General features: G+C 40.4%; 15 protein-coding genes. 10 read left to right on the top strand and 5 right to left on the bottom strand.

Going from position 1 to position 16,514, the window contains the following annotated elements:
* Positions 1–2: 2 nt before the first annotated feature.
* Positions 3–866, bottom strand: a complete 864-nt coding sequence (locus AK823_RS06465) for a glycosyltransferase (RefSeq protein ID WP_068327459.1) — start codon at positions 864–866, stop codon at positions 3–5.
* 1,192 nt (positions 867–2,058) lie between these two features.
* Here AK823_RS06465 and AK823_RS06460 point away from each other — a divergent pair.
* The gene (locus AK823_RS06460) at positions 2,059–3,396 is read left to right on the top strand and encodes a glycosyltransferase (protein WP_068327457.1); all 1,338 of its coding nucleotides are present in this window, start codon (positions 2,059–2,061) and stop codon (positions 3,394–3,396) included.
* Positions 3,397–3,485: 89 nt separating this feature from the next.
* Here AK823_RS06460 and AK823_RS06455 read toward each other — a convergent pair whose 3' ends face one another.
* Together AK823_RS06455 and glnE are read right to left on the bottom strand one after the other, a co-directional pair.
* Positions 3,486–4,415, bottom strand: coding sequence for a branched-chain amino acid transaminase (locus AK823_RS06455; RefSeq protein WP_068327454.1), 930 nt, complete (start codon positions 4,413–4,415; stop codon positions 3,486–3,488).
* Between the two features lie 193 nt (positions 4,416–4,608).
* Entirely contained in the window at positions 4,609–7,476 is a 2,868-nt protein-coding gene (glnE, locus tag AK823_RS06450) for a bifunctional [glutamate--ammonia ligase]-adenylyl-L-tyrosine phosphorylase/[glutamate--ammonia-ligase] adenylyltransferase (RefSeq protein WP_068327451.1), read from the bottom strand.
* Between the two features lie 356 nt (positions 7,477–7,832).
* Between glnE and tusD the strand changes: the two genes are divergently transcribed.
* Genes tusD through AK823_RS06430 form a run of 4 tightly spaced genes read left to right on the top strand, consistent with a single transcriptional unit; the run spans position 7,833 to position 9,390 of the window.
* Entirely contained in the window at positions 7,833–8,300 is a 468-nt protein-coding gene (tusD, locus tag AK823_RS06445; protein ID WP_343286418.1) for a sulfurtransferase complex subunit TusD, read from the top strand.
* Positions 8,301–8,347: 47 nt separating this feature from the next.
* Complete coding sequence (locus tag AK823_RS06440; RefSeq protein WP_068327443.1) at positions 8,348–8,671, top strand: hypothetical protein; 324 nt, start codon at positions 8,348–8,350, stop codon at positions 8,669–8,671.
* A gap of 54 nt (positions 8,672–8,725) precedes the next feature.
* A complete protein-coding gene (locus AK823_RS06435; protein WP_068327440.1) occupies positions 8,726–9,055 on the top strand; it encodes a hypothetical protein in 330 nt (109 codons plus the stop codon).
* On the top strand, positions 9,052–9,390 hold the full coding sequence (locus AK823_RS06430) for a TusE/DsrC/DsvC family sulfur relay protein (protein WP_068327437.1): 339 nt from the start codon (positions 9,052–9,054) through the stop codon (positions 9,388–9,390). The genes AK823_RS06435 and AK823_RS06430 overlap by 4 nt, the downstream gene beginning before the upstream one ends.
* A 21-nt stretch (positions 9,391–9,411) precedes the next feature.
* Here the strand turns inward: AK823_RS06430 and AK823_RS06425 are convergent, their stop codons facing one another.
* Positions 9,412–9,975, bottom strand: a complete 564-nt coding sequence (locus AK823_RS06425; protein WP_068327434.1) for a tRNA (cytidine(34)-2'-O)-methyltransferase — start codon at positions 9,973–9,975, stop codon at positions 9,412–9,414.
* A 374-nt stretch (positions 9,976–10,349) separates the two neighbouring features.
* Between AK823_RS06425 and AK823_RS06420 the strand changes: the two genes are divergently transcribed.
* Positions 10,350–10,490, top strand: coding sequence for an entericidin A/B family lipoprotein (locus tag AK823_RS06420; protein WP_068035587.1), 141 nt, complete (start codon positions 10,350–10,352; stop codon positions 10,488–10,490).
* Positions 10,491–10,618: 128 nt separating this feature from the next.
* Here the strand turns inward: AK823_RS06420 and hemW are convergent, their stop codons facing one another.
* On the bottom strand, positions 10,619–11,890 hold the full coding sequence (gene hemW / locus AK823_RS06415) for a radical SAM family heme chaperone HemW (protein ID WP_068327431.1): 1,272 nt from the start codon (positions 11,888–11,890) through the stop codon (positions 10,619–10,621).
* Positions 11,891–12,199: 309 nt separating this feature from the next.
* On the opposite strand from hemW, the gene AK823_RS06410 reads away from it, so the two are divergent.
* From AK823_RS06410 to accB, 4 genes are all read left to right on the top strand, one after another.
* Positions 12,200–12,694, top strand: coding sequence for an EVE domain-containing protein (locus AK823_RS06410; RefSeq protein ID WP_068327428.1), 495 nt, complete (start codon positions 12,200–12,202; stop codon positions 12,692–12,694).
* A gap of 188 nt (positions 12,695–12,882) precedes the next feature.
* A complete protein-coding gene (locus AK823_RS06405; protein ID WP_068327425.1) occupies positions 12,883–13,911 on the top strand; it encodes a hypothetical protein in 1,029 nt (342 codons plus the stop codon).
* 324 nt (positions 13,912–14,235) lie between these two features.
* Positions 14,236–15,603 carry an MATE family efflux transporter gene (locus tag AK823_RS06400; protein WP_068035579.1) on the top strand — a complete coding sequence of 456 codons (1,368 nt, stop codon included), beginning with the start codon at positions 14,236–14,238 and terminating at the stop codon, positions 15,601–15,603.
* Positions 15,604–16,036: 433 nt separating this feature from the next.
* The gene (gene accB, locus AK823_RS06395) at positions 16,037–16,465 is read left to right on the top strand and encodes an acetyl-CoA carboxylase biotin carboxyl carrier protein (protein ID WP_068035577.1); all 429 of its coding nucleotides are present in this window, start codon (positions 16,037–16,039) and stop codon (positions 16,463–16,465) included.
* Positions 16,466–16,514 lie beyond the last annotated feature (49 nt).

Here is a 16,514-nt window from a genome sequence, read left to right as displayed (position 1 = left end):
ATTTAACGTTTAAAAACTTTCGAAAAAAAAGATTTAGAAGCTTCTGGGCGTGTAACCTTATTACCGGTATAACGTTGCTGGGTCTTTTTTGGAAAATCTCCGAAAGGCTTAACACGATAACTATCTAACTGATAACCATTAGTTATCGCTTCGTCATAGTACTTATCGAATAGATCCGCCAAATCCTGTCTTGGATGTGACATTATCTCTCCATCAAACCAATGCTCGCGCCCTTCTTCACTCAATCTATTTAATGAATGTTTATGGCTAAACTGAGTACCCATATCTGAATAATGTAATATCCTAATATCTTCAATCGCTAAACCTTCTCCATCCACACAGTTGAAGCTATCTTGATAAGGTTCAACAAGCGCAGGATCTTTTTTGATTAGCTTCATCATTTTACGATGACCTTTAGGATCTTTTCTTAGTTTGGTTACTGATGGAATAGTATTTTTTGCAAGATCGCAATCCCAAACACAAGTACAAAGACGCGTCATATCAGCTTTTGTCTTAGCTGCTACAATGGATTTACCATTTATAGGATGTGCCCATAATTCGGCTAGATCAGACAGTACAATCATATCTGCATCCATATAGATTGCTCGTCCTGAATAATTGCAATATTCAGGTATCGCCCAGCGAAACCCTGAAAAAGGAGTTGGCCATTTAGTGGTATTCCAGCCTTCACCGGTCTCAGGATTTGAATACCAAAAACTTTGCGGATCACGTGACAGTTGCATCCACACAATCTCTACCGGCAAGCTTGTATATTTATGAATACTATAATCTAGTACCATCATCTGTTCTAAATCACAATTATTAGGATCACAACCAACAAATACCTTAATAGTATCGATATCCATATACCATCCTCATAAATCAATAGTGTAAAAACAATAAATAGTTGAATTGTATCGCAGTTTGGTTTTATATATCGAGCTCTTATAGCAAATATTTAGAGTAAGTTTTTGAGCCAGCAATTAAAAAAATTGTACATTGGCTCTAGTAAGAAACAAGACTGAATATAATTGCTTCTTAGTTAATTCTATAGTACCAACCTTTATTCCCAGGAGCCGTCCCGCTCGACGTTATCGAAGGCCTTAATTAGGGTAGCGAGTGGCAATTGAACTCTTACAAGTATCACCTCCCCTTTATTATCATGGGTATTATACAGCTTTTATCAATCTATCTTAACAGCATTATGTCTGACCTCATTTTATGCGCTGGCATAAAATCATTTAAGAGATTGCTTAACGTGTGGGGTGCTTGGTGATATTGTCATACTTACCAATTGTAATGTCACATCTTTGCTATTGCCAATGTATCCATTTTTACCAAAGCAATGGGCATTACCAAAACAAACGCAGCCGTAAATGATAACATTCATTAAACTTGCAATATTCGCGCCGTATCTGTACTGATTGATGAGACGATCAGCAATAAACACTCTATTATTACTAAACTGTACTCTGATGAATAAGCTGACACTTTTAATTGCATAGGTAAAACAACAGCCTCTCAGTAAGCATTTTAGTTTTTAATTGTTGGTGCCAGTGCCGCCTTGGTACTTTAATACTGGTTAGCATCATAAGAATTACGACTATTACCCTCACTTGGACAAATGCCATTCCTTTCTTAATAACCTTTATCATGAGATTTTATGGGGTTAATAATTTCCAAACCAACATAAGTTCGAGTGTTACTAAATTGCTAATTAATGGACTTAAACCCTAGATTATTTATAGATCAGACGGTTATAGTTGGCGCAAATTGTGCAGCTATCATCCTATTGCTACCAAAGATAAGTTTGTCAGTGTCCACATTTTTGACTCTATTTACCAAGAGCTAACCACACTGTAGGAACCATGGTTATTGAATAAAGCTGACTATTGAATCATTCGTTTGCAGAGTCAATGGAGTGCAAGAATGTAAGGTTGGTTAAGTAGTAGGCAATAAGATAATCAGTTGTTGCATCTACTGTTTCATATTTTAAGTTCATGTACTTACTAAGCGACTATAATCTCTGTGATAAAATTTATGGATAGGAAATAATTTATGTTATCTGAATTGTCTATTAATGACTCTAATAAACCCACCAACATTCTTTTCATTTATCACCGCATTGATGGTATTGGTGGTATTGAGACTCGCTGGATAGATGAATTTCAATATTTAAATAAATACAATTATCAGGTCTACTTGCTAACCAACAAGAGAGCTTTTGATCCGAATATTGCTAAGCTATTCAATACCTGTCATTTTACTACAGTTGATATAGAAAGCGTGTCTTTAGCGACTGACTTCATCAAACTGGTCGATCATGTTGTTGATACTATCGAGAGTCATGATATTGAATTACTGAGCATACATATGCTTGATTTGTTTGCCTGTGCAGCTGTAATGGCCGCTCAACTTTGTCGTATCCCTGTCATCTCTACTGTTCATGGAACACCAGATATATACCGCGCACCATTTAATCGGTTATTTATTCAGAGTCTAACAGGTAATAGTTTCAGTTTATCAGTCAGTGTCTCTAAACACTTAGAAGGTATATATTTCTCTCAAGCACCTTTGATTAAAGTAATTCCCAACTTAATTAATTTAAATGAATATCGACATCAAACAAGTGAAATAACACCAGCTTGGCTATTAATAAGTCGTATAAGTGCTGAAAAGTACGAGTCAATTTTACGTTTTTTGCAAGCAGCAAATAGTTGTAATATAGCTAATATTGACATCGCAGGCGGCGGTGATCCATTAGAATTACGCAAACGTATCAATGCTCTTGATATCAAAACTCAAGTAAGGTTTTTAGGTGAAGTTAGAGATATAGCGGAACTGATACCAGGGTATTTAGGTGTTGCTGGAATGGGGCGTGTCGCTATAGAAGGCTTAGCTTGTCAAAAGCCAGTGTGTATTATTTCTCCTGAAGGCAGTTTAATCGGCTTAGTGACTACATATAACTTTACACGTCTTAAAAATTACAATTTCACTGGCAAAGGACTTGTAGCAATTGACAATCAAGAGCTATCCAAACAGCTCGAACGTCACACTCCTGAGAATAGTCAACACCTCTATCAAAAATTAAAACATGAGCTTTCTATCGATAATTGGGATAAATACATTGAGCTGTATAAAAAAATAACTTTTATAGACAATCAAGCTTTAGAATCTCTTTATCATAAGCTTGCTTACTTTGCAGTTACCCTTTCACGTCCATTTGAAAAAGATGAGTTTTTTTGGCATTTGTTTTATGAGACTTTGATCGAATATAAGTTAGATAATATCAAAGAAATGTACCATTATTATGAAAATAGTATCGGGCTTAATAGTGACTACCCTAATCCTTATAAAACAAATAAAAAAATAAAATGGCGAGAAAAGTTTAAGTAGCTATACTTTATAAAAGTAGTTATAAAAAAAGCTAAGACAATAAACAGTCTTAGCTTTTTAACATAGAAACACTTCAATTACTCTAAACTTTAATCAATAAAGTCTAACCAATCCATATATTTTTCATTACGACCATGCACCACATCAAAATATAAGGATTGTAGCTTTTCGGTGATCTCACCGCGGCCGCCGTTACCAATAGTACGATCATCATATTCACGGATAGGTGTTACTTCAGCAGCTGTGCCCGTCATAAAGATTTCATCTGCTAAATAGAATTCATCACGAGTGATACGACGTTCAGTAACTTTAATACCTAGGTCAGCAGCGAACTGAATAATAGTGCGACGAGTGATACCGTCAAGTGCACCACCAGCTAGATCTGGAGTATGTAACTCACCATTCTTAACCAAAAACAAGTTCTCACCTGCACCTTGACAGACATAGCCTTGCGGATCCATCAAGATAGCTTCGTCGTAACCATTACGAGTAACCTCTTGGTTTGCCATAATAGATACTGGATAGTTACTAGAGGCTTTTGCTTTGCACATCGTGACATTAGGCAAGTGATGTGTGTACGATGATGTCTTGACGCGGATACCGTTTTGGATACCTTCGTCGCCCAAATAAGCGCCCCAATGCCAAGCAGCAACCATCGCATTGATACTGTTGCCATGCGAAGATAGACCTAGCTTTTCTGCGCCAACCCAAATAAGTGGACGAATATAAGCTTCTGCTAAGTTATTTTGTTTAACTACATCTTTATGCGCTTGTTCTAAAGTAGCGGCATCAAAAGGTACGTCCATTTGGAAGATTTTTGCAGAACCTAGCAGACGGTCGGTATGGTCTTTTAAACGGAAAATCGCCGTGCGCTTGTCAGCGGTCTGGTAGGCACGTACGCCTTCAAACACAGCCATACCATAATGCAAACTATGGGTAAGTACATGAACTTTGGCATCGGGCTGTTCAACCATTGTGCCATTCATCCAAAGCTTGCCTTCCTGTGTTGCCATATTCATGTAAAGATCCTTATGTTAGTACTGACGACTAACTTTTTTGTTGAGTTTTAAGTAAGTATTTTAATTAAAATTGCATGCTTACACTGAGTCCGTATTAGTGTGCAAATGATTATATCATCGGCAGGCCAAGCAAATGAAATATTTTGGTTTGTCACTGCATGGCTTTTGTTTATATCACTTTTGGTAGAAAAACTTATTTCTCTTCTCTTGGGGGAACACCCATAAGATGTTGCCACTGAGCTTGCACCAGCGCACGCGTCTCTGTCCACAATGACTCATCCACCAACAATGATTGCTCAGCCAATGCTAACTGATGGGTGGCAGCGCGAATACGCAAATAAGCATCTGTCAAATCTTGACAGACTTGCTCCTCCCAAATGCCAAGCAGCGCGACCTCTTCAAAGATACGCACGTTGTCGCTCCACTTAGTCAGGCTTGGATACTCATGCGAATACGCGAGTACCGCAAATTGCGCTAAAAACTCAATATCAATGATGCCACCAGCGTCTTGCTTGAGATGGAACTTGCCTGCTTGCTGCTGCCACTGACTAGTACCTAGATGCTTTTGCATCTTGATGCGCATACTTGTTACTTCTGTACGCACTTCATCAAGCGTACGTGGCAGTGATAATATTGTACGGCGAATATCACAGAAAAGTGCCGTTACACGTTTGTCGCCACATATTGCCCGTGCTCGAACCAATGCTTGATGCTCCCAAGCCCATGCTTTTTCACGCTGATAAGTCTCAAAGGCATGACAAGAAACCACCATCATACCTGCATTACCCGATGGTCGCAGACGCATATCAATCTCATAAGCGCGTCCATCACGCGTTTGCGTATTGAGATAAGTCATGAGCTTTTGAGCCAGGCGTGCGGCGAACTTCATCCCGCTTACTGACTTTTCACCAGTCGTCATTCCCTGCTCTTTTATCTTGTGTAAAAACACCAAATCTAAATCAGAGGAATAAGACAGCTCAAGGCCACCAAGCTTACCATAACCAATAATAGCAAAACCACAATCCGCTTCGGTTACTGGATCACCGTTTTGAGCGATAGGATAACCATAACGCTTGACCAATTCTGCAAAAGCACGTTCAAGTGCGGCTTCTAGCACAACGGCTGCAATGTAGGTCAAGGAGTCTGATACTTTCATAATGGGCCGTTCAGCCAAGACGTCACTAGCCGCAACGGCCAGTACTTGGTTCTTTTTAAACAAACGCAACACACTAAGCAACTCTTCTTCGTCATCAGGCTCTACTCGCAAAAGACGCTGACGCAAGATGTCGTGTAGCTCTAGCTTGTCCGGCAGATGACGATAGCGCTGCTGTAAAAAGGTATCAAGTAACACAGGATAACGTGCCAGCTCATTGGCAATCCAAGGGCTGGCAGACAACATCGGAATCAACTCAACCGTGGCATTAGGGTTTTCTGCAATCATTACTAGATAGATTGAGCGCCGACAAATTGCCTCAAGCAAAGCGATCAGGCGCGGTAGTGCGCTATTGGCCAACTGCTGTTGTTCTTGATGCGCAAGCAAAGCATGAATGATTACTGGATAAGCATCATCTAGACGCGTTCTAGCTTCATCGCTTAGGTTGGCTACCATTTTCGATTGCCAGAAAGTTTCTAGTTTTGCGCGGTTCTGTTCTGTCAATACCGTGTCAAGCTTTGCAATTTGTTCATCAAGATTAACAGGCTCAAGCTTATTATCTTCTTGAGCTGGTACTTGTCGTTCAGTTACCATACGTTCAAATGGTACGTTTACATTGTCTCGATGATGATTAAGCGTTGTTAATAATGCTTCCCAATTCTCAAAGCCTAAAGTAATGGCCAAATTGTGCTGCCACTGTAGATCATGTGGCAGGCGCTGGGTCTGCTGATCATTAATCGCTTGGATGCCATGCTCAAGTCGACGTAAAAACCGATAAGCCGCCTGTAGCTGCTCATAGGTAGGAGGCTCAAGATATTCAAGCTCACATAGTGCCTCCATTGCTTGCAGGCAGGACTTAACCTGCAGTTGTGGATGACGACCGCCATAAATAAGCTGAAAGGCTTGTACAATAAACTCGATATCACGAATACCACCGGCACCAAGCTTAATATTATCTAAGTCTTCTCGCTGTGCGACTTGGTTTTGAATGAGCGACTTCATCTCACGCAGCGCTGAAAAGGCACTATAATCAACGTAATACCGAAAAACGAATGGCTTGATGAGCGATTGTAGCTCGTCATAAAACGGTGGCGTAATCTGACCAACTACGCGTGCTTTTAGCCAAGCAAAACGTTCCCATGCCCGACCATGATTGGCGAAATACTTTTGTAATGCTGACAGATGAATAGCCAAATCACTACCATCACCCCATGGACGCAAACGCATATCTACTCGGAACACAAAACCATCTGCCGTACAATTATCCAAGAGCTTAATAATGCCTTGACCAAGACGGGTCATAAAGCGCTTATTATCAATACTTCGCGTGCCCTGTGCCTTATCTCCATCAGTCTCGCCACGTGCTTGATGGACGAATATTAAATCAATATCGCTCGATAAATTTAGTTCATGCGCGCCAAGCTTACCCATGGCCATAATTGCCATATCGTCCATGTGCTTTACACCTTTTGCATCAATAAAAGTCGGTTGACCATATTGGGCGACTAGATGCTGATAAGTATAATCCTTGGCAAATAGAATACAGCCGTCAGCAAGCTCAGAAAGCTCATCAGTCAACTGCTCAAGCTCAATCATTCCCAATGCATCTTGCCAAATCCAGCGCATCATTAATAGATTTCGCAGATTGCGCAGACCTCTCATCACTGTTGTTTCATCACCAAGCTGATAGTTATCATCTAAAGTATAATCCTGAATAAGGTCATCTATCTGCTGACGCGTCAACGTTTGATTAAGTGAATAACTGCGCAAAAACGTCTGGCAAGAGATCGTTCGACTTTCCCAAATCTGATAGGCAAAAGCACTTGCAGTGCTTAAGACTTGTATCTGTTCGGGTGTGGGCTGATAACCTTGGTTATTAGATTTATTAGATGGCATAGCTGGTGACATAATGATAAGAGCTCCGTACAGCATAGGACTATAAGACTACCTGAACCAAGCATGATTGTTCATAGTTTTTTCTTACGAGATGGTCACACTAGATAAGTCGTTGTATTTTTATAAGTTTGCTTATTAAAATACATACAGCATTTGACTGGGTCAACTTTATGGTAGCATGAATACTTAAAACTTAAACTAGGGACAACTCTTTTGATAGTAAGATGTTGAAGAATACTAGATAGACAACTAAAATGCATGATAATCAACATAAATGCAAAGCTGAATAGAGATAAAATCTCGTTATTTATATTCAACCATCTTTCTTTCAATATTAATAATAACCGATAACTGGCGATACTACGTATATGACCATGCCTACAATTAACAAACCGACCCCGCTACTCCTACTTACTACTGATCCGAGCCAGCCGCTTGCTCAGTTGGCGCTGCGTTATGCCCGTGCCCTTTTAGAACAAGTAAAGCTGCAACAAATACAACCTGCTGATAAGAATAATGAGCAGGAAGTCGTTGAAAACGATACGCAGTCGTTAAATGTCTTTTTTTATGCTGATGCGGCGCATATGGCCAATCGTTTACGCTGGCAGTCAGCCGACCAGACCGACTTAACTCAAGAATGGCAAGCGCTTGCTAAGCAATACCAGCTCTCGCTACCTGTATGCGTCAGCACCGCGCTTAGTCGCGGTATTAGTGATAACGATAACAGCGCACGCCATCAGCTGAATGGTGAAAATATCGCCGATGGCTTTCATTTAGTTGGACTTAGCGAGCTTGCGATGATGATGCAAGGCAACTGCCGTCTAATACAGTTTTAAGTGCCAATTGAGCACGAATATTAATCATGAATAATGAGAAGTAACCTATGAAATTACTCATTCAGCTGCGCATTGCAACGGAGATGGCAAGTTATGAAGGCTGTGCCCTCGCCTTGACGCTTGCAACTTTCGGTCATGAGGTACAGCTTTATTTAGACGCCCCTGTCTTTGGATTATTAATGCAGCCGAAGTCTCGTTTGCACGGTATGATTCAATCTCTTGAACTATATGACATGCCACCAGCTTGGCTACCTGAGGATGTATTTAGCGGTTGGCTTACAGGAATGGTACCAAGTGACTTGGCCTCGCAGCTTACGCTAATACCAGAAGTCGTTAACTCACAAGATTTTGAGCAGATTTTAGCCTTTTAACGGTATATATTTCTATATATTAACTTGCGATCTGCAATCATTCGGAAACTCAATATGGCAACTTTATACCAATTACACAGCACAATGGATAGACTCAGGCACAGCACAGAAGAAATGGCACTAACATGGCGCGCTGGTGACAGCATTATCTTGTTAGGCGCGACTGTCGCTTTTATTGAATGGCTGCATGCCTATTTAAGTGATAGTGATATAGAAGGTATCGCTGGCATTTATGCTCTAGCTGATGATGTCGCACAGCTTAGTAACAACACGACTGCCAAGCTAAACTTAAACGCCAAGCTAACTGGTGTTTTAACTGATGATGATTGGGTAACCATGACCCAAGACCCACAGTTTGATAAAGTAGTGACAATCGCCTTATGACTGTATCTAATATTACTATATCTAACATCGCTCTAGATCAAGACGGTCATCTTTGTGACCATAGCATCTGGACATCTGATATCGCTCAACAACTGGCAGATACATTAGATGTAAATCTAAATGACGAGCATATTGCCATCCTACAACAGGTACGTGCTTTTTTTGCTAAGTTCAATCACTCGCCAGCTACCCGTCCATTAATTAAATGGTTGCAGAAGACTTTGCCTGATCACGATATCAGCAACCAAAAACTGCAGCAATTATTTCATACTGGTTTAGTCGCCCGTCATGTCAATCGCTTGGCTGGCCTACCAAAGCCGCCTAACTGTTTATAAAAACCACTTCTTTATAAAGTACTATTTTGGATCATAGACAGTGAGGGTCTCATAGCCAATACTGCGACCTTCATCGCCATTAAAGCCTTGCTGCCGCCATACCTCATAGAGGCATATTGCCACACTATTAGACAAGTTAAGACTGCGGGAGTCGGGCAACATTGGCAATCTTAACCAGTTATCAACACCAATATCTTCACGTATATCATCCGCTAGACCTGCAGTTTCAGAACCAAAAACCAGTGCTACGCTAGGCGCTACCGCTGGTGTATTGTCGGTATTAGTATTTGTTTGCGCCATGAAATTATAATCATAAAATGGTTTACTAAGTTTAGTCGTCAACGCTGTGATTGCTCGGCAACCTGACTCAAGTAACGCCTGCTTCGCTGCCGACCAATCAGCGTGTACTTGCAGGTGTGCGTATTCATGATAATCCAATCCAGCACGTCGCAACTTTTTATCATCCAGCTCAAAGCCTAACGGTTGCACCAAATGCAACTGCGCGCCACTATTGGCACATAAACGAATAATATTGCCAGTATTGCTAGGCATTTTGGGCGCTACTAGCACAATATGAATGGTCATAGATTTTCCATAAATAGGGTTAGAGAAGATTGATTTTATTCACGACATCTACAGGCTATTACCCGCTTAAATTATGTTTCATTAGCTCTTATCAAATAACAGATAGGTAAAATAGATTGCTACCTTTCGTAATTAAAAGTTACAGTTTATTGTCAATAATTACATTTTGATACTGTGCACAGATTTTAACTTTGATTATCATGGCTGCAATGGATATCAAGACAGTTTGATGACATCAGAACAGCATTTATATCAATGTTTGGCTGATATCATGATTTTGCAGTTTTATCCTGTATCTAGTTAGTAATACTTAGCCAAAATGCTTAGTGTTACTACTTCCATCGTATGAATCTATTCACTTTGAGGACATTATTATGAAAAAAGTAATTATCGCATCATTGACCGCTATGTTTGTATTAACTGGTTGCAACACTTTCAAAGGTCTAGGCCAAGACGTATCAAGTGCTGGTAACGCTGTTAGTGGTAGTGCTCAAGAAGTTCAAAACAAAATCTAAGTTTCACATTTTAGATTAAATGTTTGAAGGGCTTGCCATTTGGTAAGCCTTTTTTTGATTCTTAATAACAGTAATTGATGAATCACTGTTATTATAAGCACATATATAAAATGTTAAGCATGTAAGCCTTATAAAAATGCGTGCAATATCTGATTTAAATAGCGACGACCTAATAAAGTTGGTTGTAACAGCTCAGTATTATTCATTAATAAGCCTTGCTCGACTAGCTTATTCACTTGCAGCGCTATGCTCTCATAGCTCAGTCCTGTTCTCGATTCAAATAGCGACCATGTCACTCCTTCATGTAAACGTAGCGCATTAAGCATAAACTCACTGACCAACTCATCATCAGCAATTGGCAGCCAATTGACCATTTTTGGGGTATCTTGATAAGTCATATAGTCTTTCGGAGAGCGTGATTTGCTAAAACGGTAAATACCTGCTTCTAAGAGCGTCTCATTATCTTTTGATAAACCTGACACACTGTTATCTAACGAACCATCATTTATGGTTATTTTACCGTGCGCGCCAGCACCAATTGCTAAATAATCGCCAAACTGCCAGTAATTGACATTATGTCGACATGGCTTATCTGACTCACCTGCCCATGCTGATACTTCATAGTTATCATAACCCAGACGCTGTAGCAGCGCCTGCCCTGCATCCTCAATATCAGCCAAGCTATCTTCATCAGGTAGGATAGGCTGACTGCGATAGAATACGGTATTTGGCTCAATTGTCAGCTGATACCAAGAGATGTGCGTTGCGCCAGCATCGTGCGCTGTTTGGATATCATATAATGCCTCGCTGAGTGACTGCTGCGGCAAACCATGCATTAAGTCTACATTTACCCGCTCAAAACCAGCAGCGCGCGCAGCATGAATAGCTGCTGTTGCCTGCTTAGGATCGTGAATACGTCCAAGTGTTTGCAACTTATCAGCAGCGAAGCTCTGTACCCCAATAGATAAGCGATTAATACCTACTTTTAGATACTCAGCGAATGGCGCATGTTCCAAAGTTCCAGGATTCGCCTCCATGGTAACTTCAATATCATCCGCAAATTCAAAGCAGGCTCGTAAACCGGCAAATAAACGTTGATACTGTACAATCGGTAATAATGACGGTGTACCACCACCAATAAATATTGAGCTAATCTGGCGTCCTTGAGTTAGAGGCTGCTGCATCTGCGCATCTAGCAAGAGCGTATCTACGTACTCATCATACATTGATAACTGTACATCAGCGCCCAACTCGTGCGAGTTAAAATCACAATAAGGGCATTTTTTCACACACCACGGAATATGAATGTATAGCGCCAACGGTATGACTATTGCTTCTATACAAGAAGTACTCGTAACATTAGATGGCGTTGTAATATTATCGAACTCAGATATGGACATAACGTAAACTTATTCAATAAAAAGCGGCGGCAAACCGCAAAAAATACGGCTAGGATAACGGCTACGTACATGAAAGAAAAGCACTGTCTTTACTAATTTAGTCTATTAACGTGTCTTTTTTATATTGAACTAACTATAACTATTCATAAACGCTAGTATCAACAAACGTTACTATCAACAATGCCATCTGACAGGCAAAATATATAAACTTTACTTATAAGGCGCAGGTTATAGAAAATCGTGCAAACACTCTTATAACAACCTACGTAACAGCTTTAATATCACATGACAAATATTAGGATACACGATATGGCATATTGGCTAATGAAGTCTAATCCAAGCTTTTTTGGAATTGAAGACCTACAACGTTTGGGCACAGAATGTTGGGACGGCGTGCGCAACTACCGCGCTCGTAACTTTATGCGCGATGATATGAAGGTAGGTGATAAAGTGTTTTTTTATCATTCAAGCGCAAAACCATCTGGCGTCGCTGGCATCATGACTGTAAGCCAAGCTGGTTACCCTGATCCTACCCAGTTTCATCCTGAACATCGGCATTACGACCCCATCGCAACCGAAGAAGAACCACGCTGGTATATGGTCGATGTGACTTTTGAACAAGCTTTTAAAGAAACCTTACCACTATCTGAACTGAAATTTATCCCTACACTTGAGGATTCATTACTACTTAGAAAGGGCTGCGAGCAATTGACAGTTATACCGCTTGAGCCCAAACACTGGCAGGCTATTATAGATATGGCGGAGACATTGGAGCTAGTGCCAGATAGTAATGAGTGCGAGTAATGAACGCTTGTATCGACAATATATAATTTGCATATATAAAAAACAAACAAGTTTTTTACGTAGTTATATGAGATAAAACCACTTTAAGGTTTTTCTATCACTATCTTATCAAAGTTTGCTATATTTACGCCCTAGATTTACGCCTTAGTTCTTTTGTCTAAACTATTTTCACATTCTAGGACTCATTTATGAGCGCACCCAAACTCGTACTATCTGTATTAACTGTCAGTATATTGGGGCTTACGCTAAGCGCCTGTGGCAGCGATGGTGATAAAGTCAAAGAAGAGTACGACCGTATCGAAGACCAAGTTAAAAACGAATACGATCGTGTGGAAGATAAAGTCAAAGAAGTCGAAGACAAGCTGACTGATGATGAAAAAAGTATGGCTGAGATTCTGGAGTCTGTATTTTTACCAGAGGAATCATTGGATAATTTCTTAGATAAATTAACACCAGAGGGTGGTCGTGGCGGTCTCTATGTCGGTCACTTCGTCGAGCTCAATAATGGTGATAATAGCGATATTGATATCGGGGCGATATATTTCGATATTAGTAACGACGGCGCGGGCAGTGTTGATGGGCGCATTAGTTATCAACAGCAGATTTGCCAACAAAACCGCACACTCGATGTTAATACTGGTTTTAAAGTAGATAATTATATTACAGGTAAGGTAACTGGTAGCCTCGATACAGCAGAATTTTTAGATATAAAATATATCAATGATTTAAATCTTGAAACGCCAAACTTAATGACTACATTTGCAGGTAGTTTTGAAGATAAGCAAACAGGTAAACCATGGCGCGGTAGCTTTGAGTATCAAGATAGTCTAGGTGGCACTACCCTTTCAGCTGCTGAAGATAACTGTAAAGTGACTTATACCCTCAGTGATCGTTCTAACTTTACCACCTATACGCTTGATTATAAGCTGGGTACTATGATGCTCGACATTACTGGTAATGGTAGCCAAAAAATCGTTACTTGGCAGAATCCAAGTAATACCAAACAGGTATTGGTCAGTCAAATCAATGTCAATAAAGCAGAGTCTGGTGCTAACGGTTACGTACAGAATGTTGTCTTAACCAACCACGAAACCCTGTTTACGCCTGTAATTCCAAATATTTCGACTAATTACGCTATTGTCGTGCAAGCATTTGACGCGAATAATAAACTGATTGGTTATCAAGCAGTGGTGCAAGATTTACCTGAATCGTTATAGACCTTGGTTTTAGAAGTATAAACATAGTGTTAAATTTATAATTATTCTAAAAAATGTCAGACGCTTCTTAAGCGTTGATATCATACCCTAGCTCTTTATTATCCTATCTACTTTTGACCTGTCAATGCATCTCGTAGATTGACGGGTTATTTTTGTTTTAGCATCTGCATTTCTTTCATACTCTGCTTATATAGACTTGCTCATATTATTTATCGGAGTATTATCATCGACACGATTCCTATGTTACTGCCTCGCTAACGATTTACTGATCGCAGTACTTGAATATTAACAATAACCAACGTGAATAATGAAAAGTTGCTAACTATGGTTTTGCCATTATCCTTTATAGATTTTAAAAGCTACAGCTTACGTTTAGGCGTGCTGGCGCTACCGATTTTGATTACCCAATTTTGCCAAGCCGCACTGGGTGTCGTTGACTCCATTATGGCGGGACGCGTCTCAGCGCTCGATTTGGCTGCTGTCGCTGTTGGCGCTGGTATTTGGCTACCGCTGTTCTTATTGGCAACAGGTATTTTAATCGCCACCACTCCTCTAATTGGGGAAGCGATAGGGCAAAACAAACACAGCCAAGTCCCACATATCACTCAGCAGTCGATATGGACGGCTAGTGTTATCGGTCTTTGCGGTTTTATTATCGTTAATTTGATGCCAAATGTCCTAAGTATAATGGGCGTCCCCGAAAATATCCAACCGATAGCTACTCAATATCTGCATGGCGTTTCTTTTGGCTTCCCTGCCCTTGCCATTTATGCTGTGTTGCGTAGTTACTGCGAGGCGCTCGGTCGACCTGAACCAGTCACAGTTATTAGTATCATCGGCCTATTAGCAGATATTCCGCTCAACTATATCTTTATCCACGGGCTATTTGGTATGCCAGAGATGGGCGGTGCGGGTTGCGGAGTTGCAACGGCATTAGTACTATGGATTAACGTGCTACTTTTAGGCGCTTATACTACTTTTTCTAAACGTCAGCAATTTGCTAGCACGCGCTTTTTTTATAGCTTTACGGCTCCCAATCGTGAGCAAATAACTAAACTACTTAAGCTTGGTATTCCAATTGGTCTCTCCATCTTCTTTGAGGCCAGCTTATTTAGCTTAGGCGCATTGGTTATCAGTCCATTAGGTGAATTAGCCACAGCGTCACATCAAGTCGCTCTATCGGTAACCTCACAGCTATTTATGATTCCTATATCGGTTGCGATGGCATTGACTATTATGGTCTCTAATCGCTTTGGCGAAAAGAATCTGCTGGCTTTACGCCATGTTCAAGCAACGGGACTTATTTGGACAGTGCTGATCGCCCTTGTCTGTATGCTTGGAATATGGCTGTTCAGACCACAGCTGGCAGCAGCATTTACGGACAATCTTGAGTTACGAGCGCAGGCCATGCACCTGTTAATCTTTGCGTTGGCTTATCAACTTTTTGATGGCTGGCAGGTCAACGTAGCTGGTATATTACGCGGAATGCAAGATACAACGATACCGATGTGGGTAACGCTTTTCTGCTATTGGGTAGTCGCTTTGCCACTGGGGGTTTACCTAGTGCGTTTTACAGATGTTGGTGCACAAGGGTTTTGGATGGCATTGATTACTGGTTTATTCCTATCTTCCATTCTACTCACCCTGCGCTTACGCTACCAACAAAAACGCTTAACGGCAATGTGGGCTTAAACAATTCGTTTTGTTTATTTTGATAACAAGCTAATGACTGCTTTTTAAGATAACATTAAGAGTGGTTTTCAGCTTTCTAGCATAATTTTCTATCGTAGCTTCTAGTAACCAATGCTAGCGCTCCTTAGCGACATCGATTATGATGAACAACGTACCTTTTATAAAATAGTTCTTCCTTTTAACCTATATCTAGTACGTAAACCATAACCAAAAGACTGTTAAGAAAAGCTCAATGTTGTCAAAAAAAGCTCGATAAAAATAAGACGCATGTTACTAATACTCGCCTTAGAGTCAAAAATATGTAAAAATTCCAGTTAACAACTGTACATTGATTGCTCATTGCACCGAATATAGGTATCATTAGCAATCAATTACACAATATTTTGTTACACTATTTCTTTCTTCAATTTTAGAAAAAGGCATCATTAAAATTATGGATATCGAAAAAATACGCACGTTAATCGCCCTCATGGAAGAAAATGAACTAGTTAATCTAGAAGTTAGTTCAGACGATGAGCATATCAGTTTAACCCGTCACTACGATGCGCCAGCCCCAACGATGATGGCAGCGCCTACTGTTGGTGCAGCACCTATCGCTACTGAAGCCAAAGCAGCTGTCAAAGCCGGTAGCGTTGAGACTTCACCAATGGTTGGAGTATTCTATTCTGCTCCTAGCCCTAACGATCCACCGTTTGCCAAAGTTGGCCAAAAAGTACAGGCTGGCGATACGCTTGGTATTATCGAAGCGATGAAGATTATGAACCCGCTTGAGGCCACTCAAAGTGGTGTCATCGATGAAATCTTAGTGGACAACTCTGAGGTTGTACAGTTTGGCCAGCCAGTTATACGCTATAAAGCCTAATTGTACTGCTATACCTTACTTTGTTACGCTCAATATCTCGTTAATATTC

The organism is Psychrobacter sp. P2G3 (assembly GCF_001593285.1).
In the GTDB taxonomy this organism is placed as follows: Bacteria; Pseudomonadota; Gammaproteobacteria; order Pseudomonadales; family Moraxellaceae; genus Psychrobacter.
This window is presented reverse-complemented; position numbering and strand designations above follow the sequence as displayed.

Excerpts from the sequence above, each read along its gene's own strand:
- AK823_RS06425 (WP_068327434.1), bottom strand. The coding sequence starts at position 9,975 with ATGACCATTCATATTGTGCTAGTAGCGCCCAAAATGCCTAGCAATACT.
- AK823_RS06460 (WP_068327457.1), top strand. The coding sequence starts at position 2,059 with ATGTTATCTGAATTGTCTATTAATGACTCTAATAAACCCACCAACATT.
- AK823_RS06435 (WP_068327440.1), top strand. The coding sequence starts at position 8,726 with ATGGCAACTTTATACCAATTACACAGCACAATGGATAGACTCAGGCAC.
- AK823_RS06400 (WP_068035579.1), top strand. The coding sequence starts at position 14,236 with ATGGTTTTGCCATTATCCTTTATAGATTTTAAAAGCTACAGCTTACGT.
- tusD (WP_343286418.1), top strand. The coding sequence starts at position 7,833 with ATGACCATGCCTACAATTAACAAACCGACCCCGCTACTCCTACTTACT.
- AK823_RS06410 (WP_068327428.1), top strand. The coding sequence starts at position 12,200 with ATGGCATATTGGCTAATGAAGTCTAATCCAAGCTTTTTTGGAATTGAA.
- AK823_RS06405 (WP_068327425.1), top strand. The coding sequence starts at position 12,883 with ATGAGCGCACCCAAACTCGTACTATCTGTATTAACTGTCAGTATATTG.
- AK823_RS06430 (WP_068327437.1), top strand. The coding sequence starts at position 9,052 with ATGACTGTATCTAATATTACTATATCTAACATCGCTCTAGATCAAGAC.
- hemW (WP_068327431.1), bottom strand. The coding sequence starts at position 11,890 with ATGTCCATATCTGAGTTCGATAATATTACAACGCCATCTAATGTTACG.
- AK823_RS06455 (WP_068327454.1), bottom strand. The coding sequence starts at position 4,415 with ATGAATATGGCAACACAGGAAGGCAAGCTTTGGATGAATGGCACAATG.
- accB (WP_068035577.1), top strand. The coding sequence starts at position 16,037 with ATGGATATCGAAAAAATACGCACGTTAATCGCCCTCATGGAAGAAAAT.
- AK823_RS06440 (WP_068327443.1), top strand. The coding sequence starts at position 8,348 with ATGAAATTACTCATTCAGCTGCGCATTGCAACGGAGATGGCAAGTTAT.
- glnE (WP_068327451.1), bottom strand. The coding sequence starts at position 7,476 with ATGTCACCAGCTATGCCATCTAATAAATCTAATAACCAAGGTTATCAG.
- AK823_RS06465 (WP_068327459.1), bottom strand. The coding sequence starts at position 866 with ATGGATATCGATACTATTAAGGTATTTGTTGGTTGTGATCCTAATAAT.
- AK823_RS06420 (WP_068035587.1), top strand. The coding sequence starts at position 10,350 with ATGAAAAAAGTAATTATCGCATCATTGACCGCTATGTTTGTATTAACT.